Origin of the sequence: Catenovulum sp. 2E275 (genome assembly GCF_025515275.1) — a bacterium.
Lineage (GTDB): Bacteria > Pseudomonadota > Gammaproteobacteria > Enterobacterales > Alteromonadaceae > Catenovulum.
The window spans coordinates 44,019-62,801 of record NZ_JAOPFU010000012.1; the positions used below are offsets into that span (position 1 = coordinate 44,019).

8 protein-coding genes and 3 pseudogenes are annotated in these 18,783 nt (G+C 39.5%); 8 read left to right on the top strand and 3 right to left on the bottom strand.

Annotated elements, in window-relative coordinates; translation table 11 throughout:
- Positions 1–16 precede the first annotated feature (16 nt).
- Entirely contained in the window at positions 17–2,797 is a 2,781-nt protein-coding gene (locus tag N7931_RS08215) for a TonB-dependent receptor (RefSeq protein WP_262793297.1), read from the bottom strand.
- A gap of 198 nt (positions 2,798–2,995) precedes the next feature.
- Here N7931_RS08215 and N7931_RS08220 point away from each other — a divergent pair, with 198 nt between their 5' ends.
- From N7931_RS08220 to N7931_RS08255, 8 genes and pseudogenes are all read left to right on the top strand, one after another.
- On the top strand, positions 2,996–3,655 hold the full coding sequence (locus tag N7931_RS08220) for a GntR family transcriptional regulator (protein ID WP_262793298.1): 660 nt from the start codon (positions 2,996–2,998) through the stop codon (positions 3,653–3,655).
- Positions 3,656–3,677: 22 nt separating this feature from the next.
- Positions 3,678–4,832: a mandelate racemase/muconate lactonizing enzyme family protein gene (locus tag N7931_RS08225; RefSeq protein WP_262793299.1), complete on the top strand. Its 1,155-nt coding sequence runs from the start codon at positions 3,678–3,680 to the stop codon at positions 4,830–4,832.
- Positions 4,833–4,846: 14 nt separating this feature from the next.
- Positions 4,847–6,124 (top strand): MFS transporter, encoded by a 1,278-nt coding sequence (locus tag N7931_RS08230; protein WP_262793301.1) that lies wholly within the window; start codon positions 4,847–4,849, stop codon positions 6,122–6,124.
- Complete coding sequence (locus N7931_RS08235; protein ID WP_262793303.1) at positions 6,121–7,137, top strand: sugar kinase; 1,017 nt, start codon at positions 6,121–6,123, stop codon at positions 7,135–7,137. Before N7931_RS08230 ends, N7931_RS08235 begins: the two co-directional genes overlap by 4 nt.
- Before the next feature lie 70 nt (positions 7,138–7,207).
- Positions 7,208–7,846, top strand: a complete 639-nt coding sequence (locus N7931_RS08240; RefSeq protein WP_262793304.1) for a bifunctional 4-hydroxy-2-oxoglutarate aldolase/2-dehydro-3-deoxy-phosphogluconate aldolase — start codon at positions 7,208–7,210, stop codon at positions 7,844–7,846.
- A gap of 7 nt (positions 7,847–7,853) precedes the next feature.
- Positions 7,854–10,136, top strand: a pseudogene (locus N7931_RS08245) (agarase); the annotation flags it as partial.
- Positions 10,137–10,232: 96 nt separating this feature from the next.
- Positions 10,233–11,057: pseudogene (locus N7931_RS08250) on the top strand (SMP-30/gluconolactonase/LRE family protein); the annotation flags it as partial.
- Positions 11,058–11,743: 686 nt separating this feature from the next.
- Positions 11,744–12,504, top strand: a pseudogene (locus N7931_RS08255) (IS5 family transposase).
- Positions 12,505–13,525: 1,021 nt separating this feature from the next.
- Here N7931_RS08255 and N7931_RS08260 read toward each other — a convergent pair.
- Both N7931_RS08260 and N7931_RS08265 read right to left on the bottom strand, forming a co-directional pair.
- The gene (locus N7931_RS08260; RefSeq protein WP_262793306.1) at positions 13,526–16,444 is read right to left on the bottom strand and encodes a glycoside hydrolase family 2 protein; all 2,919 of its coding nucleotides are present in this window, start codon (positions 16,442–16,444) and stop codon (positions 13,526–13,528) included.
- 2 nt (positions 16,445–16,446) lie between these two features.
- On the bottom strand, positions 16,447–18,726 hold the full coding sequence (locus N7931_RS08265; protein WP_262793307.1) for a beta-galactosidase: 2,280 nt from the start codon (positions 18,724–18,726) through the stop codon (positions 16,447–16,449).
- Positions 18,727–18,783 lie beyond the last annotated feature (57 nt).

Consider the following 18,783-nt stretch of genomic DNA (forward strand, 5'->3'; position numbering starts at 1 on the left):
CCAAATTACAACTTAATTAGAACTTGGCTGTAATGCCAAAGTTGTAACGTGCGCCATAATCTTCAAAATCAACAATTTGATTTTGAAAGCGGTTATGACGGCGAGTCGTTTCATCTGTGATATTCAAGCCTTCAGCAAACAAGGTAAAAGTTTCATTGAGTTCATAGTTAGCTGAGATATCAATTTGCTCGTAAGCTTCTGTAAAGGTTGGCTCAGCACCGCCTTTTAATAAGAATTTATCTCGCCAATTATACGCTATTCGAATAGAGAAGCTGTCTTGCTCATAAAAACCAACCAAATTTGCCGAGTCACTTAAACCGGTTAATGCAAAATCATTGTTCAGGTTATAAATATCGTAGTTATCAGAACTGTCGACCATGGTGTAATTTGCAATGGTACCAAAGCCGGAATCTCCAAACATATGCTGAATGTTAAACTCCCATCCGGTCACTTCGGTTGAATCTAAGTTTTTCGGAGTAGTCACTGTCCATAAAATAGCAGGATCATCAGACTGCGATGTGCAGGCATTAATCGGATTTGTTGGACTGCCTTCTGGACAGTTACCACGAGGATTCACGCTTGGATTCGTTAAAGGCCCATTTGGTCCATTAATAATTCTTTCGTCTTCGCCCGTGGCAATAAAATTATCTACTTGTTTGCGGAAATAACCTGCTGACATATAACTGGTATCCCCGTAGTACCATTCCAGTGATAAATCAAAGTTACGAGATTCATAAGGTAACAAATTAGGGTTACCTTGATTTGCTTTAAACGGGCCTGTAGATAAATGGTTAGTTAATTCGGTTGCTGGGAACATAGCGCTAATATCACTACGTGAAATAGTTGTGCTGTACGACATACGAGCGACTAAATCTCCGGTAATATTTAAACTAAAATCCATGTTTGGTAAAAAGTAGTTATAGTCACCATATAAAGAGCTGGATGTTTCTTCATTTGCATATATCTTAGACATTTCTAAATCTGAAACCCAGTTAAATCCTACAACTGGTTTTTCGATTGAGTAAGAAGACACATCAGTATCTTCGTAGCGGACACCAATATTGGCATTAAAATCCATCCCATTAAATTCAGTATTAAAATCAAATGATATATAATAGGCAAGTGTCTCCTCTTCAATACCATTTAAATTTTTATTTGTATCAACAAATAGATCTTGCGCTTTTACCATATCAATAAACTGAATAGCAGAATAATTAGGAATATGTTCAAAACCTATCCCACCATTTTCTAACGATAGGTCAAGTGCAGATATATCCATTGCACCACCCAATGCAAAGTTAGCGCTATAAATGGTTGTGGTATCTACTTGATAATTAGTTGTTGCAACCCCAAAATTGATTGCACTTAAGCCGCCACTGCCTGTGTTTTCCCAGTGACCATGCAATTGAATTTGCTGGATGTTATTTTCAATTTCGTAGCCGCGTTCCTGATATAAATCTGCCCGCATATTCGACAAATCATAGGCGCCACCATTTAACATTGAATCGTCGTAGCTGACTTTAGGCATATCAGAGCTAAAGTCAGCTTGTATGGTAACACCTTTGCCATCTGCAGTTTTGATGTTTGCAAGATTCGCTAAGCGTTCGGCCGGTAAAGCACCTGGATTTGCATGAGAAGTTGAGTCATGCATATCGAGTTCAAATTTAAGGTTGTCTGTTGCATACCATTCGAAATTTAAGCCATATGAATCGTTTTCGGTTTCAAATGCATATTCCCATGCCCAGAAGTTCAGTTCATCATTTGTACGGCGCGGATCAATAATGGTTCCATTGGCATCTGCTTTGCCTGATTCCAGATTATCAAACCAAAAACTCATTCTGTTCATTTTGGTTTTTTCATCGTGGCGAGACATTGTATAGTCTGCGGTAGCCGTTAGGTTGTCGTTAATTGCATATTGGAAAACTAATTGTGCATTTTGTCGTGTGCGCTCTGTATTTGAGTCGTCCAAATCAACTGTTGGTACTTTCCAGGTTTCTAACGTCGGGTTTTTATCTGTGTTAATAGCACCTGTGTCGGGAGACGCTCCTTCTGCAAAACCCGGATACCCTCGACTCCAGTTATTTTGAGTACCTACTCTGTCTTTATGGCTATCTCGTTCAGCATGTGAGAGAGACAACATGACGCCAAGAGTATCATCTAAAAATGTATTACTGATTGTTCCGGATAATTCAGGGGTAATTCTTCTACCTGTACCATCACTTGTGCTTGTGTCCATCACAGCTTTGGCACTTGCATGAGCATTAAATCCCGGGCGTTCAAATGGGCGCGCGGTTTTAATATTTATGGTTGCACCTATACCGCCTGAACTCACATGTGCTTTTCCAGTTTTATAAACTTCAACAGCAGAAACAGTATCAGCACCCACTTCTTTAAAATTAAAACTTCTGGAAATACCTTCACCATCTAAGGCAGATGAGTTAGGCATTTGACGACCATTTAATGTGACCAAGTTAAAACTAGGACCAAAACCACGCACGGTAACTTGGTTTCCTTCGTTGTTAGAGCGATCAATCGATACACCGGTAATACGTTGTAATGATTCGGCTAAATTAGTGTCAGGAAATTTACCAATGTCTTCAGCTGAAATGGCATCAATAACCCCTGATGCATCACGTTTTAACGCTGCTGATTTATTGAGTGAACTGCGAATGCCTTTTACGTGAATGACTTCCGATTCTTCCGCTTGATTAGTTTGAGCTTGAGCAACCGTAGTCATACCTGATGCGGCTAACATAGATAATAAGACGGTATTGAGTTTAAACATGCTGTTACGCATTTGAATGTCCTCTTGTTTGTGTTGTTTGTTGAGTGTTTAACTTCCTAGCTGTACTGCTTCTAATGTCAGCGTTACAAACATCTCTATAATATTTTTACTTTCTGTTAACTATTGTTGTCAAGTGTTTATTGTAAACAATTTAATTTAAGTGTAGTCTGTAAATGGATTATGTGTAATTTTAGTTGGGTTGTACGCAATATGTCGGCAAGTGAATATTTCAAAGATTTTTTTCAACACGAGAACAAAGTTTATGCGCAAATTCTTGCTGACATAGCTCAGGGCATATATGTCAGTGGCGATAGGCTTGTGACTACAGCTTTGGCTAAACGCTACTGCACATCAATTAATCCAATTCGGGAGGCAATAAAACAACTTGAAGGTGAGGGATTTGTTACTTCGCAAAAAAATAGTGGCGCACGCGTGGCGAATTTTAGTCACGCGACCATGCGCGATGTATTCGAAATTTTGCAATTGCTCGAGCCATATTTGTTTGAATGGTATATCCAAAGATATACGCAAGATTGTTTGTTAAAACTCAACGAAGTGTTGCATCAAATGCGTAGTTTAGCAGTTGATGAGCATATGAAATTTCGGGAACTCGACACAGAATTTCATTGGCTGATGTACAAACACCATTACAACAAAAGTGCTGTACAACTGTGGAAAAAAAACAAACTTATCTTACAAGCGCTGCACGGCAATATTCCGATTAGTTTGGCAAGGCGTGAACATACAATTGTCGAACACGAAAAAATTCTATCCGACATAGTCAACAAAAAGCCGCAGGACGCAGTGCAAGCTTTGCAGCAACATATCAATCAAGGTCGGCAATATTGGTCAAAAGTATTAGTGCAGTAAGTTGGTTAACTAGAGAAGTAACATGAAAATAACAGATATAAAAACATATGTATTTTGGCTTGGCTTTCGCAATGTTTGTTTGGTGAAAGTTGAAACTGATCAGGGCATTTATGGCTGGGGGGAATCTGGTTTATCCGGTCGAGAAAAAGCTGTGGTTGGCACTATTGAACATTTTAAGCAATTTCTAATTGGCCAAAATGCGCTTAATATCTCTGCCATGTGGCAAGAAATGTATCGTAGCCAATATTTTGAAGGTGGCCGTGTATTGGCTGCCGCCATTTCGTCTATTGATATAGCGCTGCATGACATTGCCGGAAAATATTTAAACCAGCCAGCTTATCAATTGTTAGGTGGTAAACAGCGCAATTATATCCCTTTATTTGCAACGTCAGTAAAAGATTTCAACCAAGGTTTAATTGAAGATTTACTCAAATTAAAAGAGCAAGGTTGGCAGTCTATTCGGGTCACCACAGGCGAACATGGCAAAGCAGAAGGGAAAACTGTTTTTGACAGTAGAAAGTCATTAGCCAAAACAGCACATTGGTTAACCCAAGCACGCGAAGCTATAGGCAGTGAAATTATGCTGGGTATTGATTACCACCACAGACTAAGTGTTGGTGAAACCGCATCTTTTTGTCAACGCATGCCAAGTGGCACTTTAGATTATTTAGAAGAGCCAATACGCGATCAGTCTATTCAGGCCTATCAAAATTTACGCTCTATGGTGGATATTCCGTTTGCGATAGGTGAAGAGCTCACCAGCAAGTGGGATTTTGCACCATACGTTGACAGCGCTTTAACCAATTATGCGCGAATAGATATTTGTAACGCGGGTGGTTTTACTGAAGCAATTAAAATTGCCGCCATGTGTGAAACAAAATATATCGACATGATGCCGCACAATCCACTTAGCCCAATTTGTACCGCCGCATCAGTACATTATTGTGCAGCTATTGCCAATATGAGCTGGTTAGAGCTTGCGCCATACGATGGTGATTTATCTGAATACGATGAAATTTTTACTAATCGACCGCGTGTAACCAATAACAGTTTTGCTGTGCCTGACTGTGTCGGCTTAGGTATAGACGTAAATGAAGAAAAACTGCAAAACCAACAATTCAAATTTTGGGAACCACCCAGATTAATTAAACCAGACGGCAGTTACACCAACTGGTAATAAAGGGGGATAAAATGAAAAAAGGTGGCATTTTAGCGCTGATATTTATCAGTGTGGTCATTAACTACATGGACAGAACCAATATATCTGTTGCAGCGGCTGCAATTTCGGCTGACTTAAATATCAGCAAAGTTGAAATGGGTTTGATCTTTTCCGCATTTGCTTGGACCTATTCAATTATGCAAATACCTGGTGGCATGTTAGTGGACGCCGTGCGTATTCGTATTTTGTATCCATTTATTTTAGTCGCTTGGAGTTTAGTGACTTTAGTACAAGGTTTAGTTAGCTCAGTTGCGGCACTCATTGGCTGTCGAATGGCGATAGGTTTTTTTGAAGCACCAAGTTATCCTGCTAACAACAAAATAGTCACTCAATGGTTTGCCGAGCAAGAAAGAGCAGGGGCGATTGCAGTTTATACCTCTGGGCAATTTATTGGTTTGGCATTTTTAATGCCCGTGTTGGCGGTTATTCAGGACTGGTTTGGCTGGCGTGGTTTGTTTATTGTTTCAGGTTTAATTGGCATAGTTTGGGCGGTTATTTGGTACATATTTTACAAAGAAGCACCAACTGAAAACACGCAAGCTAATACTCAAGCTAATGTTCAAAGCAATAAAACAACTGCAGAACCAGCCAATGCAACACCCGTTAGCATGCAAAATTTAAAACTGGCATTTTCTAGCAAAAAACTCTGGGGCATTTATATTGGCCAATTCTGTTTAGGCGGCACCTTAGTGTTCTTTTTAACTTGGTTTCCAACTTACTTAGCTGAATACCGCGGATTTAGTGATTTAAAAACCGGCTTTTTAGCCTCAGTACCATTTTTAGCGGCATTTTGTGGTGTGCTGTTGTCAGGTTTTGTATCTGATTTATTGGTGCGTAAAGGTTACTCAAATGAGTTTGCGCGTAAAACTCCTATCATATTAGGTTTGTTTTTATCTAGCTCGGTTATTTTTGCCAACTACACCGACAGCACTTTATGGGTGACTTTCTTCTTATCTTTAACCTTTTTTGGCAATGGTTTGGCTTCGATCAACTGGGTCTTTGTCTCTTTAATCGCGCCTAAACATATGGTTGGTTTAGTCGGTGGCTGTTTTAATTTTATCGGTGGTTTATCTGCGGTAATTGTACCTATTCTTATTGGTTTTTTAGTGCAAGACGGTGATTTTAGACCCGCATTAGCACTGATTGCAGGCCTCGCATTTGTTGGTTTGTTCTCGTATTTATTTTTGGTGGGCAAGGTTGAAACCATAGAAATGCCAATTGCCGAAAATGAATTGGAGGCCAAAGCGTGAGCATAGTTTTTTTTGGCGAAATAATGCAAAGGTTGACGCCAGCATTACCACAACAAAAATTGGTTGTTGCGAAAAATTTAGCGGTTGATTTTGCAGGGGCTGAAGCAAATGTTGCGAGCTCACTTGCAAGGTTAGGTCATCAAAGTTATTTCGCGACTTGTTTACCTGATAACCCAATAGGCGATCACTGTATCGCGACACTTAAACAATACGGTATCAACACCGATTATTGTTTACGAAGTGGTCATAGAATTGGTAGTTATTTTATTGAGCTTGGCGCATCTATTCGTCCATCGCGAGTGGTTTACGATAGAGCAGATTCGGCTTTTGCTGAGCTGCAGCCCGGTCAATTCGATTGGGAAAAGATATTAGCCGGTAAAGACTGGTTGTTTATCGGCGGAATCACACCTGCACTTTCAACCAATTGCGCCAGTGAGATAGTAAAAGCTGCGCGTATTGCTAATAACATGGGCGTTAAAGTTGCTTTTGATATTAATTACCGCCGCAGTTTATGGTCTGAAGAGCAGCAACAAAACAAAAAAGCCGAGCAGATTTTTAGCCAAATTTTACATTACAGTGATTTAGCTTTTGCCAACGCAGGTGCAGTTGCTGATGTGTTTGGCAAAACTTTTGACAAGGCTGATGCAATTGACCAAACCAAACTTGTTGCCGCTTATTTAACCGATACCTTTAATGTAGACGCGGCAGTAACCGCGCGAATACACAAGAGTGCATCGAGCAACCTGTTGGCCGCGATTTACCGCACTCAAGGTGAAAATTATCAAAGCAATTGGTTAGACGTAGAGATACTCGACCGATTAGGCACTGGGGATGCATTTGCCGCAGGGATTTTGCATGGTCTATTAAGTGGCAAATCAGCACAACAGACAATTGATTTTGCCAATGCAGCTTTTGCACTGGCGCACACTTGTTACGGCGATCAACATTGGTCGGATGAAGCTGAAATAAATGCAGTCGTTCAAGGTTTTACCAGCGGATATGTTATTCGCTAAATTTTTTCTTTTAAAAATATAGTTAACAGTTAACGTTTTTATTTAAGGTGTTGAGGTGTGGAATTATCCAATGAATAAACAACAAATAATTGAACAGATGTTTAAACAAAAGCTGGTGGTGATTATTCGAGTTGAACAGCCAGAACAGATAGACGGCATAGTTGAAAACCTATTAACCGCGGGTGTCGGTATTTTAGAAATAACCAGCAACACCCCGGGGTTCGCGAGCAAAATCACCCAACTGCGCGAGCAATATCCAAACTTAATTGTTGGTGCTGGTACAATCACCACAGTAGAAATTGCTGAGCAAGCCAAAGCTGCGGGTGCGCAGTTCTTAGTAACCCCGAATACCTGTAAACAAGTTGGTGCTTTTGCTAATGAACATAATTTACCTGTATTAATGGGCGCATTTACCCCGACTGATGTGGTAGAGGCGAAAAAAGCAGGCGCTGATGTAGTTAAGTTGTTTCCGGCTGAGCCAATTGGCCCTGAATATTTGAAAGCTTTAGCCAAAGGGCCGTTTTTAGACACAGCATTTTTCCCGGTTGGCGGCATAGATCAAGACAACTTTGAACAGTGGATAGATGCTGGTGCGAAAGGTTTAGGTATAGGCGGCGCATTGGCAAAACCAGTAGAAACTGAAGTTGAAAAACAACAACTCATTGCTGGTGTTAGCAAAATAGTTAATCGACTAAAACAAATGGGATAAAAGCACAATGCAATTTATAAATATAAAACACCTTAGCCTGCTCGGTTTTGCTGGGTTATTAGCAGCATGCGGGCAAACTTCGAATACTTATAACAGTGAAAAAATGTTGTGGGATTTTGAGCAAGCGGCTGATTTTAATAATTTAGTCACTGAAAATGCTTTAATTAAATCTATTGTTGCAGGTTCAAATACAGCTGCCAAAATTAGCTTTGATTCAAAACAGCAGCATGTGTCCGGTTTTGAGTTTAAATCAGAGCATGGGTGGGACTGGTCGCACGAACAATCTTTTGCTTTTGCATTAGATATACAAAACCCAAAAAATAACTCAGTGCACATGTATGTCACAGTTAAAGATAAAGCCGGCAAAACGCATAATCGGAGCTTTGTTGTGCCAGCTAGCTCAGCTGACACCTATTTTATTGAACTTAAAGGCATAGATTTAGATGTAGAAACTGGCATACGCTCAAATCCGCCAAGCTGGCAGAGTGATTATGTACCGATTATTTGGCGACATGGCACAAAAAATATCGATATCAGCCAAATAACCAGTATTAAATTTAATGTAAGAGGTGTACTTGAAGATAAACAACTGATTATCGACAACGCTCGTTTAATTTACCCGAAAGCCGTTGATAATAACTACCTAACTAATTTAGTGGATGAATTTGGCCAGAGTACTCGCGTTGATTTTCCAAACAAGGTAACGTCAACCGCTGAGCTGATTGAGATCCACAATAAAGAACAAACCGAATTATCTGCGAGTGGTTTTACCGACCGCTCCAAATATAATGGCTGGAAGCATGGCCCCAAATTGGCGGCAACGGGTTATTACCGAGCTGAGAAATTCCAAGGAAAATGGACTTTAGTTGATCCTGAAGGGCACTTATTTTTCTCTAATGGTATCGCCAATGTACGTTTAGCCAATACTTCTACCATTACAGGTTATGACTTTGACCACAGCAAAATCGTTGAGCGCAAAGCGGGCGATTTAACCCCGGAAGATTCATTAGGTTTAAACCCAGCACCTAAAGCTGCATGGCCTAGCCGTGAAGTTTCCTCAGAGTTACGAGCAAATATGTTTAGCTGGTTGCCAGAATATGGCTCTGAACTGGCTGATAACTTTGGTTATAGGCGTTCAGTACATACAGGCGCAATTGAGCGAGGTGAAACTTTTAGTTTTTACCGCGCCAATTTACAGCGTAAGTACCAAACAAATGATGACGCTGAATTGATGGAAAAATGGCGAGAAACGACAGTAAAACGTATGCAGTCTTGGGGTTTCACTTCGTTTGGTAATTGGATTGATGCTAAATATTACGACATGCAGCAATATCCATATTTTGCGAACGGTTGGATTATTGGTGACTTTAAAACCGTTAGCAGTGGCAATGATTATTGGAGCCCGTTGCCTGATCCGTTCGATCCTGTTTTTAAACAACGTACCGACATCACAGTGAAACAAATTGCTGATGAAGTAAAAAATAGCCCTTGGTGTGTTGGTGTGTTTATTGATAATGAAAAAAGTTGGGGCATGATGGGCTCAGTTGAAGGTCAGTATGGCATAGTATTAAATACGCTCACCCGCCCAGCCAGTGATAGCCCTGCCAAACAGGTATTTGTTGATGAATTAGCTAAAAAATATAGCTCGATTGAACAGCTTAACCTAGCGTGGAATACACAAATATCTGATTGGCAAACCTTAGCCAAAGGCGTTGAAATAACCAAGTATTCTGATGTTATGTTGACCGACTTGTCACATTTATTATTTGTTTATGCCGAGCAATATTTCAAAGTAGTTAAACAATCGGTTAAGCACTATATGCCGAACCATATGTACATGGGCGCACGTTTTGCCGACTGGGGTATGACACCTGAAATCCGTTTTGCTGCGGCCAAACATGCTGATGTTATGAGCTATAACTATTATAAAGAAGGCATCAACGACGATTTTTGGGACTTTTTAGCTGAAATTGACAAACCAAGTATTATCGGCGAATTCCACAATGGCGCTTTAGATTCAGGTTTATTAAACCCTGGGTTGATTCATGCAGAATCGCAAGCTGATCGTGGACGTAAATATCAAGAGTATTTGTATAGTGTTATCGACAACCCATATCTAGTTGGTGCACATTGGTTCCAATATATAGACTCGCCATTGACTGGCCGCGCTTACGACGGCGAGAACTACAATGTTGGTTTTGTCTCGGTAACGGACATTCCTTATCAACCTTTGGTTGATGCGGTAAAAGAGGTAAACAAAAACATATATCCACGACGTTTTAGTCAAGCTTTGTATCAAATTCACGATCAAGCAGCGTTAAACTATTTAGATATAAACCAAGGATATGAACAACTGGCTGAGGGTTTTAAATGGGTGGAAGGGCCATTATGGATTGAAAACTCACTTGAGCAATCAGGTTATTTGCTATTTTCGGATATCCCAAATAATCAGATTATCAAGTATTCGCCAACTGAAGGTGTATCTACTTATTTAACTGATAGCGGTTTTTCAAACGGGTTAAATTTAACTCCACAAAATCAATTAGTGATAATGCAGTCTCGTAGTCGACAAGTGGCTGTGATGGAAGCTCCACTAAATAACGCTAAAACAAACTACAAAGCATTGGCAACCCACTACCATGGCAAACGGCTAAATAGCCCAAACGATGTTGCGGTTGATAACAAAGGCAATGTGTTTTTTACAGATCCGCCTTATGGTTTGCCAAAATCAATGGACGATCCAGCGAAAGAATTAGATTTTCAAGGCGTTTTTAAATTATCACCCGAAGGTGATCTTAAACTGCTGGATAAAAGTTTAACCTTTCCCAACGGAATCGCTCTTTCACCAGATAACAGAACCCTGTATGTTGCGGTATCTGATCCAGATGCGCCTGCTTGGTATCAATATCAATTAGATGAGCAAGGGGAGGTGCTTAGCAAAAAACTTTTTTACCAAGTTGCAGGAAACGGCACACATGACAATGGTGCGCCTGATGGCTTAAAAGTGCATAGTTCTGGTGTAGTGTTTGCCACAGGCCCATATGGCGTTTGGCTATTTTCCCCAACCGGAGAAGTATTGGCAAAAATTAATATTCCATATTTTTGCGCTAATTTGGCATTTGATGACAAAGAGCAGTACTTGTATATCACTGCAAATGACAGGTTGTTACGAATTAAATTAGCTGGTGATCATATGATCGACAAAATGTAAATCTGAATAAGTCCTAACTTGATCTGGCATTTGTTATTAGGGTACATTCGAATTTGATATTCGGATTGTACCCAGACTTTGTGGTAACTGACACAGGCGATTTTAGAAAATTTCGGATCGATTTTTGTGTAAGCCAGTATAAATTAAAGCTGATTTCTATGCCTACATTTTTCAAAGCAATTAGTTAGTAAATGCGTTGTTCCCACCCACATTTTTATCGTCCAAATGGGGTGACGTAATGCAGCTAACCACATTAACTCAATATTACGTTTGCATTGTCCTCTTGATTTAATTGTTGATCCATTAATGCCGAGCTGATTTATGAAATATTTTCAGTTCAAGATATTGTTAAATAGAATAATTTTTCCTGATCGAGAAAGAATGATTTTCTAAAAATAAAGTTAAATCACCTATGGGATACTGAAAGCTAAGACCATTAGAGACAGTTTAGTGGCATACTAAAGCCAAAACATTTATCCAAACCGAATTAGATAATTGCCAAGATGATATTCCTATTTTAGTCTCGCACCATCTAACTTCTCCTATTCAGGTAGAGCCTGAAGACAAAAATTCAGATTACTTAGCAGCCTACGCTAGGGTCTGTTGAGCTTCTGTGATTAGTTTTTGAGCGGCATGGTAAAGGGTTATAATTTGCTTCGCCAAAAGTAAAAGAACAACTCAATACCATGCCAAGAATAATGCTAATTGATAAGTGGTGGCAAAAGCTACTTAAAATAATGAAGAGTACAGGCCGCATTTATAACAAACCAGAACACAGAATGACGTTTGAAGGGATACTTTATAAGCTAAGAACTGGTATCCCGTGGCGAGATTTACCAACGGAATTGGGTAGTTGGAATACCATTTATAGGCGCTTCAATTTGTGGTCAAAGAAAGGGTTATTGAATATAATATTCAATGAGTTAGCCAAATTATCTGATTGCGAGTGGGTCTTTGCAGACAGTTCAATTATCAAAGCTCATCAACATAGTACAGGCGCAGTGACCGAAGAAAGTGAATGTATCGGAAAGAGCCGAGGTGGTAATTCTACAAAAATTCATCTAGCCGTGGATAGTGGCGGGCTTCCCATTTATTTTGAGCTATCAGAAGGCCAAAGAAATGACATAGCTCGGGCGCAAAGTTTGGTTGACCATTTTAGGGAAGTCAACATTTTCGTAGGTTACAAAGGATACGACAGTGATGCTCTGAGAAAATATATTGAAGTCAAAGGGGGTATCTCAGTGATACCAAAACGTAATTATGGCAAGATATTGATAAAAATAGCGTTGATTGGTGTCTTTATAAATATTGACATTTAGTTGAAAATGCGTTTGCTCGAATAAAACATTATCGTTCAATATCAATCAGATATGAAAAGTTGGTGAGAAATTATACCAGTATGGTATCACTGGAATTTTCGATGATGTGGTTACCAATGCATTGCTGAGTGAAAAACATACAGCAAAGATCAACAGGCCCTAGCTATTAAAGCAGGCGATGACAAAGAGGAATAAACAAAAGCTATAAGGTAAAAATTAAACAACGAGTTATCTACTAGTATAATAATATTGCTAAATATGCTGCAGTCAGGCAATGGGTTTAGTTTTATTTTAACATGTAGTTAACAAGGAGGGGGTTTTAGGTAGTATTGAAAGACTACTGTTAATAATCAGTAAAAACCATAAAATATCATAACTCAGGAAGTTTTTATAAGCATAATGAGTGAAAATTTGACCTATTTTGTGAGGGTAAAACTTTATTATTAATATATCTGGATCATTATTAGGTACTATATGTTTTTCTTAGATTATGATTTATAAGGGATTTTAAACTAACAAAGTTCAACATCTAATTATTACTAAACTAGATTTCTGATGGAACATGACGTTCTTACTCCCTAAATGTATTAAAAGTAATTTTTATATATTCAAAATTTATCTAGCAGAAATTTTTGCAGGAGTGTAATAAAGTCTCATACTGTCCAATACAGTTTTCAGTCCCTATTTGAACACATACATCGTTTTTTTCTCGCCCAATCTAAACCTACAAATGCAGAATAATGTCTAATAGCTTAACCATGATTTATCCTCGCTAAGTAAAAATTCGTGATGTATTCTTTAATCTGAGAAGTAAATATAGACGGCGTATTAAGCAAGCTCTGAGCATTTGCTATAGAGTAGAGGTACTTGCTGAATCGAACGAAAATCGGTGAAACTAGCACATGAGTTGTAAACAGCAAGAATATACCTGAACAGTTAATAGTATGGTTGATCAGGCTTGGAATACTATATTTGGCACAAACGCGACTAACCGCTAGTGTTAATTAACCGTGATGGCCGAATGGTTTATACAAAAAATTAGCTATATCCGAGTTTTCTAAAAGATCTACCAGCACGTTTCGAATAGCTTGCAGCGGTTTTACGGGCAGTTTATTACAACAACTGCCCGAATATACGTCAGATAACTATTTATCTATTTGCTTGAAGTAATAGCCAAGCACCCGTTTGAGAAACCAATTCGATAGAAGCAAATTGACCCGGTTGTTGCTGAGCATCTAAAGTTGCTATTTGCAAATCGGTTGCTTGTACAAGCCTCTGATCTTCTAGGTTAATAAAGTTTGAATAGGCCAACCTTGTGTTTAATTCAAACCTTTTACCTTTCGCATCTTTAGCCGTTATGCGATAACCCGTTGCACCGCGAACTGGGGTTAGTTTCAACACGTAGCCTTTTGTCGTAGCAATTGCAGTAGCGTCGCTCGGTGGTAATAAACCTGCTGGGCTTTGGAGTACCACTTTGTGTTCTTCGCTCCAATCACTGTCTATTGTGCCGGTAATTAAACGTCTAAATTTAAAATAATGGTCTTTCCCTTGCTCAATAGCCGGTATGCGCGTTGCTCCTTTAGTTTGCACTAAATGTTTGTGGGTATATTCGCCTGAACTTAAACCGTACTGAACTTCGAAAGCGAAATCGTTACGTGCAACAGAAAAACCAATATGAAATGCGTCTAACTTGCCTTCGGTTGCCCAAATTATCGGTGGCAATTCGTTTGGCGCAGTTTCTACTTTTAGCTGCTTTTTATTGGCCTGGCCACGACCTGCATCATTAAGTGCATATAGGTGTAATGTGTATTCGGTTTGTGGTTGTAAACCACTGACTTCGGCAAAATGATTGATGGTTGGTTTTCCCAGAATTTTTTCACCTTTAGGACCTATTGCAACCAATTGATATTCATTCGCTAGTGCTGAGCGGTTATAGACAACTCGGATTGTATCCAAGGAAGTGAAATAAGCTTTAATTTCGCTACTAAGCGGCACTTGTTTATCGTGCGAGATCTGCTGTGCAACATACCCTGCTGAGTCAATTAAGCTAACTTGAAGTTTCGCGTAGTCTCCGAAATACGGCACTTCAAATACTGGGGCACTTTTTCCTGGCGATAAAGTAGCAATGGGCAGTTGGCCAATTTGCATAGTGTCACCTTTACGGTTGAGTGCTTGCCAAATAAGTCGATAGCCAGACATAGTGTAAGATGGGAAACTATTTAACGAGCGTGATGTAAGTTTGATTTTGAGGAATTTACCGCTGGTGTCTAGTTCAAATTTTTCTAATGGTGAATAGAAATTTTGTAACTTGGCAAACGAGCGCTTTTTATTGCGATACGAGGTTAATACACCCCAAGCACGGTTCTGTGAAAAGTCAGTCGTCCACGATGGTTTTTCGTCGTACCAAGTACTACGGTAGTCGCTAAACGCAAAATGCGATGTGCCAATTAAGTATGGATATTTACGCAAAGGCCCCATCAAGGCTTCAACATCTAACACAGATTCATTTGGGTCAACCCCATCTAGTGCTGTGCCAATTTCTGAGAAAAATATTGGTTTGTCAGGGTGGTATGAATCAACTACCTGCAAGCGTTCTTCATGTTTACCATATTTATTAAACATGACAATTTCAGAAAACTTTGACGGATCATTTTTCTGGTAGTCAGCTGAATAAGAGATGTACACAGCTAGTCGAGTCGGATCTAACGCTTTTGCATGGGCAATTGCGCTTTCCACATATTCAAGTACTTTGGGGTTTTTGTTTAAATCGCCAATTTCATTGCCAACACTACGTGCAATAACAGATGGGTGATTGTAGTTGTCTGAAACCAATCGCTCTAACCATTGTTTTGGCAATGGATGGTCTGGGTCAACTAACGCATCTTTGCCCCATAAGGCAACTTCTTCAACCACTAAAAAGCCAACTTCATCTAGATAGTCTAAATATTCTTTTGGCAGTGCAGGGCCAGATAAACGGGCAAAATTAGCATTTAAAGATTTAAGTAAATCTACGTCTTCTTTAATGCGTGAAAGTGGTAGGGCATTACCATCAAATCTATCTTCTGGCACCATATTGAGGCCGACTAACCGCACTTGCTCACCGTTTAAAAATAACTTACGGTCTTTTACTTCAACGGTGCGAATACCAAATCTATCTTTATGTTGATGGACTATTTGCTTGTTGATACGCAGCGTTGTTTCAATATGGTAAAGGTTTGGGCTATTAAAGTGCCATAGCGCAACTTTGTTAGGCTCTAACGTATACGATGCCGTTAGTTTGTGCTGATTATTCTCAGTTATTGTAACGCTTGGTATATCGTTATAAACAGCAACAACTTGGCCATTGCGTAATAATTTATGCTCAATGGTTGCGTTGATTTGTTTGTCATCTAAGTTAGCTAGAAAGGTTTCTAACTTTATGTTGGCGCTGCCGCTGGATAAATTGGGTTGAGCCGTTACATAGACTTTTTCAATATGCGTTTTAGGACGAATATCAAGGTATACTGGACGGCGAATGCCACCCCAATTCCATACTGCACCACGTCTAAATCGGTTGTTTACCTTTACAACTAAGGTATTGTTTTGCTCTGGTTTTAAGTGTTTGGAAATATCAAATTCAAAAGCCATAAAACCCAGTTTGTTGGCACCTAAATAAACACCGTTTAACCAAACTTCTGAATCGTTGTAAACACTGTCAAATACCAAACGCACTTGCTGTGCTTGCCAATGTTTACTGCCTTTGAATTCGGTTCGATACCAAGCATCGCCCATGTAATTGGCGTATTGGTCGTATACGTCCCACACACCAGGTACGGCTATTTGGTCCCAATTTTGTGTATTTGTACTGGTTTTCCACCATTGCTGTTTATTGCCATTTTTATAAGGATCAATTTGAAATTGCCATTGTCCTGCCAGAGATACTTTTTCTGAGTAATGGTTGTTTTTTAAATTGTTGTCTAAAGCATCGCTTGTTGGGTATACAGGTGCTGAAGTTAAGTTGCACGCACTCAATAGCATTAAGCTTGCAACCGCTAAAATCAGTTTAGCTTTGAGTATTTTATTAAACATAATTATTTAAACCGTCGCGTGTAGATTGTTTGATTGACTTCTTTAGCTGCATCTACCAAAGGTTGATATGGAATATCCGCAACATTTACAAAACCGACGTTGTAGTTTTCGCCATCGTAGGCACGGCCTGTCAAAGGAGAGTCTATATATTGAAACCAGTGTGCGCCGACAAAGTAAGGGTTGTCGATTACGCTGTACATGTACTCTTGATATTTTTTGCCGCGGTCGGCTTGGTTGGTTGCATGAATCAGCCCTGGATTAAATAAACCTGAGTCCATTGAACCGTTGTGAAATTCACCAATAATGCTTGGCATGTCTAGCTCGGTTAATATATTCCAATATGGTTGGTCGATTCCTTCTCTGTAGTAGTTGTAGCTCATTACATCAACCCATTTTGCTGCGGCTTTTCTAACTTCTGGTGTCATTGCCCAGTGGGCAAACCTTGGCCCCATGTACATATGGTTTGGCATATGTTGCTCAAGCAAATTGGCGACTATGCTGAAGTATTTGTTTGCGTAGTGGTATAAAAGCGCAGAAAAATCTTGCTGCATTGCGTCTGAAATAACATCAACTGTATAAGGTGCTTCAAGTTGTTGCCAAGAAGCGAAATTACTCTGCCAAGCGCTATTTAATTGACTGATGTTGGCATAACGCTGTTTTAGCTCAGTGACAAAACTTTGTTTAATTGGACTTTCTGATGCTTGTTTAGTCAGAGCGTTGATGACTATGCCGTATTGTGCGGTTGGTCCCCATTCTGATCCCCAGCTTTTTTCGTTGTCGATAAATACGCCTACACACCAAGGGTTATTTTGTACTTCATCCGCGATTTGTTTAACGGTGACTTCTGCTCTTTGCGCAAATACAGGATCAAATACGTCAGGCATTGCGCCCCAATAGTCATTGCCTGAGCTGACGGTTTTAAAGTCGCCAATTATCCAACCATTGGCAAAATAGGGTAGGCGGTTGAGCTGGTAATAGCTTGGGTCTACCCAATTTCCAAAAGAGGTGAATCCCCATGAATGCATACGTTTAATTGTGGTATCTCGCCACTTTTCCATTAATAAGGCTTCGTCATTAGTTTGGTATTTACGCGCTAAATTAGCGCGATAAAAACTATAGGTTTCACCATGCTCAATTGCACCTGTGTGGACTTCACGACGGTAGCCAAAACTTGCTGCTTCTTCGCTTTGATAACTGGGTAACCAAGTAAACATATTTGCGCGGATATCGGAACTTACATGGCGAGAGACAATTGCGCTATCAGGCGCACGGTTTAAGCCAATGGAATCTTCAGGCGTATAGTCTTTTGGGTCTCTTTGTTTGATGAATTTTTTGTCAAAGTCATAACCAGTGATGGTGGAAGTATTGGCCATGCGGATATTGGCGATGCCATTTGAGAAAAACAAATAACCTTCTGGATCGACAATAGACCATTTGCCTTGGTATTTTTCAGTGCGATAAAAACCCGTCGCTTTTAGTTTGGGGCCGTCAGCCCAGCCATTAAATTTTGAGCGAGAAGGCAGTGGGTGGTCGACTAGAGTTTGTTGCTCTTGCTGACTAAAAGCTTGTAGCTCTGCTACCGAATGGACTTTGCGTTCAAATTCTTGTTTGGCGTTTTGGCCAAATTTATCCACTATGCCAGTTAAAAAGTTATCATCAAATTGTTTAGGCTCAACCAGTTTTATATTGTCAATTTCTAACGTTTTATTTTCGAGCACACCTGAGACTAAAAATTTTATTTTACTGATAGCGCCAATGTCAGGCTGTTTAACACCACCGCGCCAAATAGTGTGCACATAATCATGTTGCCAACTTGGTGGATTATTGCGAATACCTGAGTTAACTTGCAAGCCCAAGCTTTTAAGTTCAATTAAATAATTGTTTTTACTATTTGCTGGTATCACTACATTACGCAGTTGAAAGGCGTTGTTTGCGTCATAAGTGTAAATATAAACATGAGTTGAAGATGAGCTCGGGTTTTTAATATCAAGTGCGATAGCTGCATTTTGGTACTGGCTGAAGTCCCAAGGTTTGTCTGGCTGTATGGTAAAAGATGCATCGTGATGGTCTTTCGATGCGAGCTTAATAACTAATGATTGCCCATTTTCATTAGATTGCAATTTTGCTTGAGCATTTTCCAACAAAATTAATTTTTTGTCTGTGTCGTTTTCAAAATCTATCAATAACGAATCCGTGGCTTGTGTTGGTAATGAGTTGCTACATGCACTGCAGGCTAGGGTTAAAATAGTGAATGCTAATGGTTTTATTGAATTTAGCTTCATCAAAACTCCAAAAATAGTATTATTAGTTGTTAACATTATTGTTTTGTAAGTACATGG

What these genes read in the sequence shown, in the direction of transcription:
- N7931_RS08215 (WP_262793297.1), bottom strand. Translation starts at nt 2,797, where the DNA reads ATGCGTAACAGCATGTTTAAACTCAATACCGTCTTATTATCTATGTTA.
- N7931_RS08220 (WP_262793298.1), top strand. Translation starts at nt 2,996, where the DNA reads ATGTCGGCAAGTGAATATTTCAAAGATTTTTTTCAACACGAGAACAAA.
- N7931_RS08225 (WP_262793299.1), top strand. Translation starts at nt 3,678, where the DNA reads ATGAAAATAACAGATATAAAAACATATGTATTTTGGCTTGGCTTTCGC.
- N7931_RS08230 (WP_262793301.1), top strand. Translation starts at nt 4,847, where the DNA reads ATGAAAAAAGGTGGCATTTTAGCGCTGATATTTATCAGTGTGGTCATT.
- N7931_RS08240 (WP_262793304.1), top strand. Translation starts at nt 7,208, where the DNA reads ATGAATAAACAACAAATAATTGAACAGATGTTTAAACAAAAGCTGGTG.
- N7931_RS08260 (WP_262793306.1), bottom strand. Translation starts at nt 16,444, where the DNA reads ATGTTTAATAAAATACTCAAAGCTAAACTGATTTTAGCGGTTGCAAGC.
- N7931_RS08265 (WP_262793307.1), bottom strand. Translation starts at nt 18,726, where the DNA reads ATGAAGCTAAATTCAATAAAACCATTAGCATTCACTATTTTAACCCTA.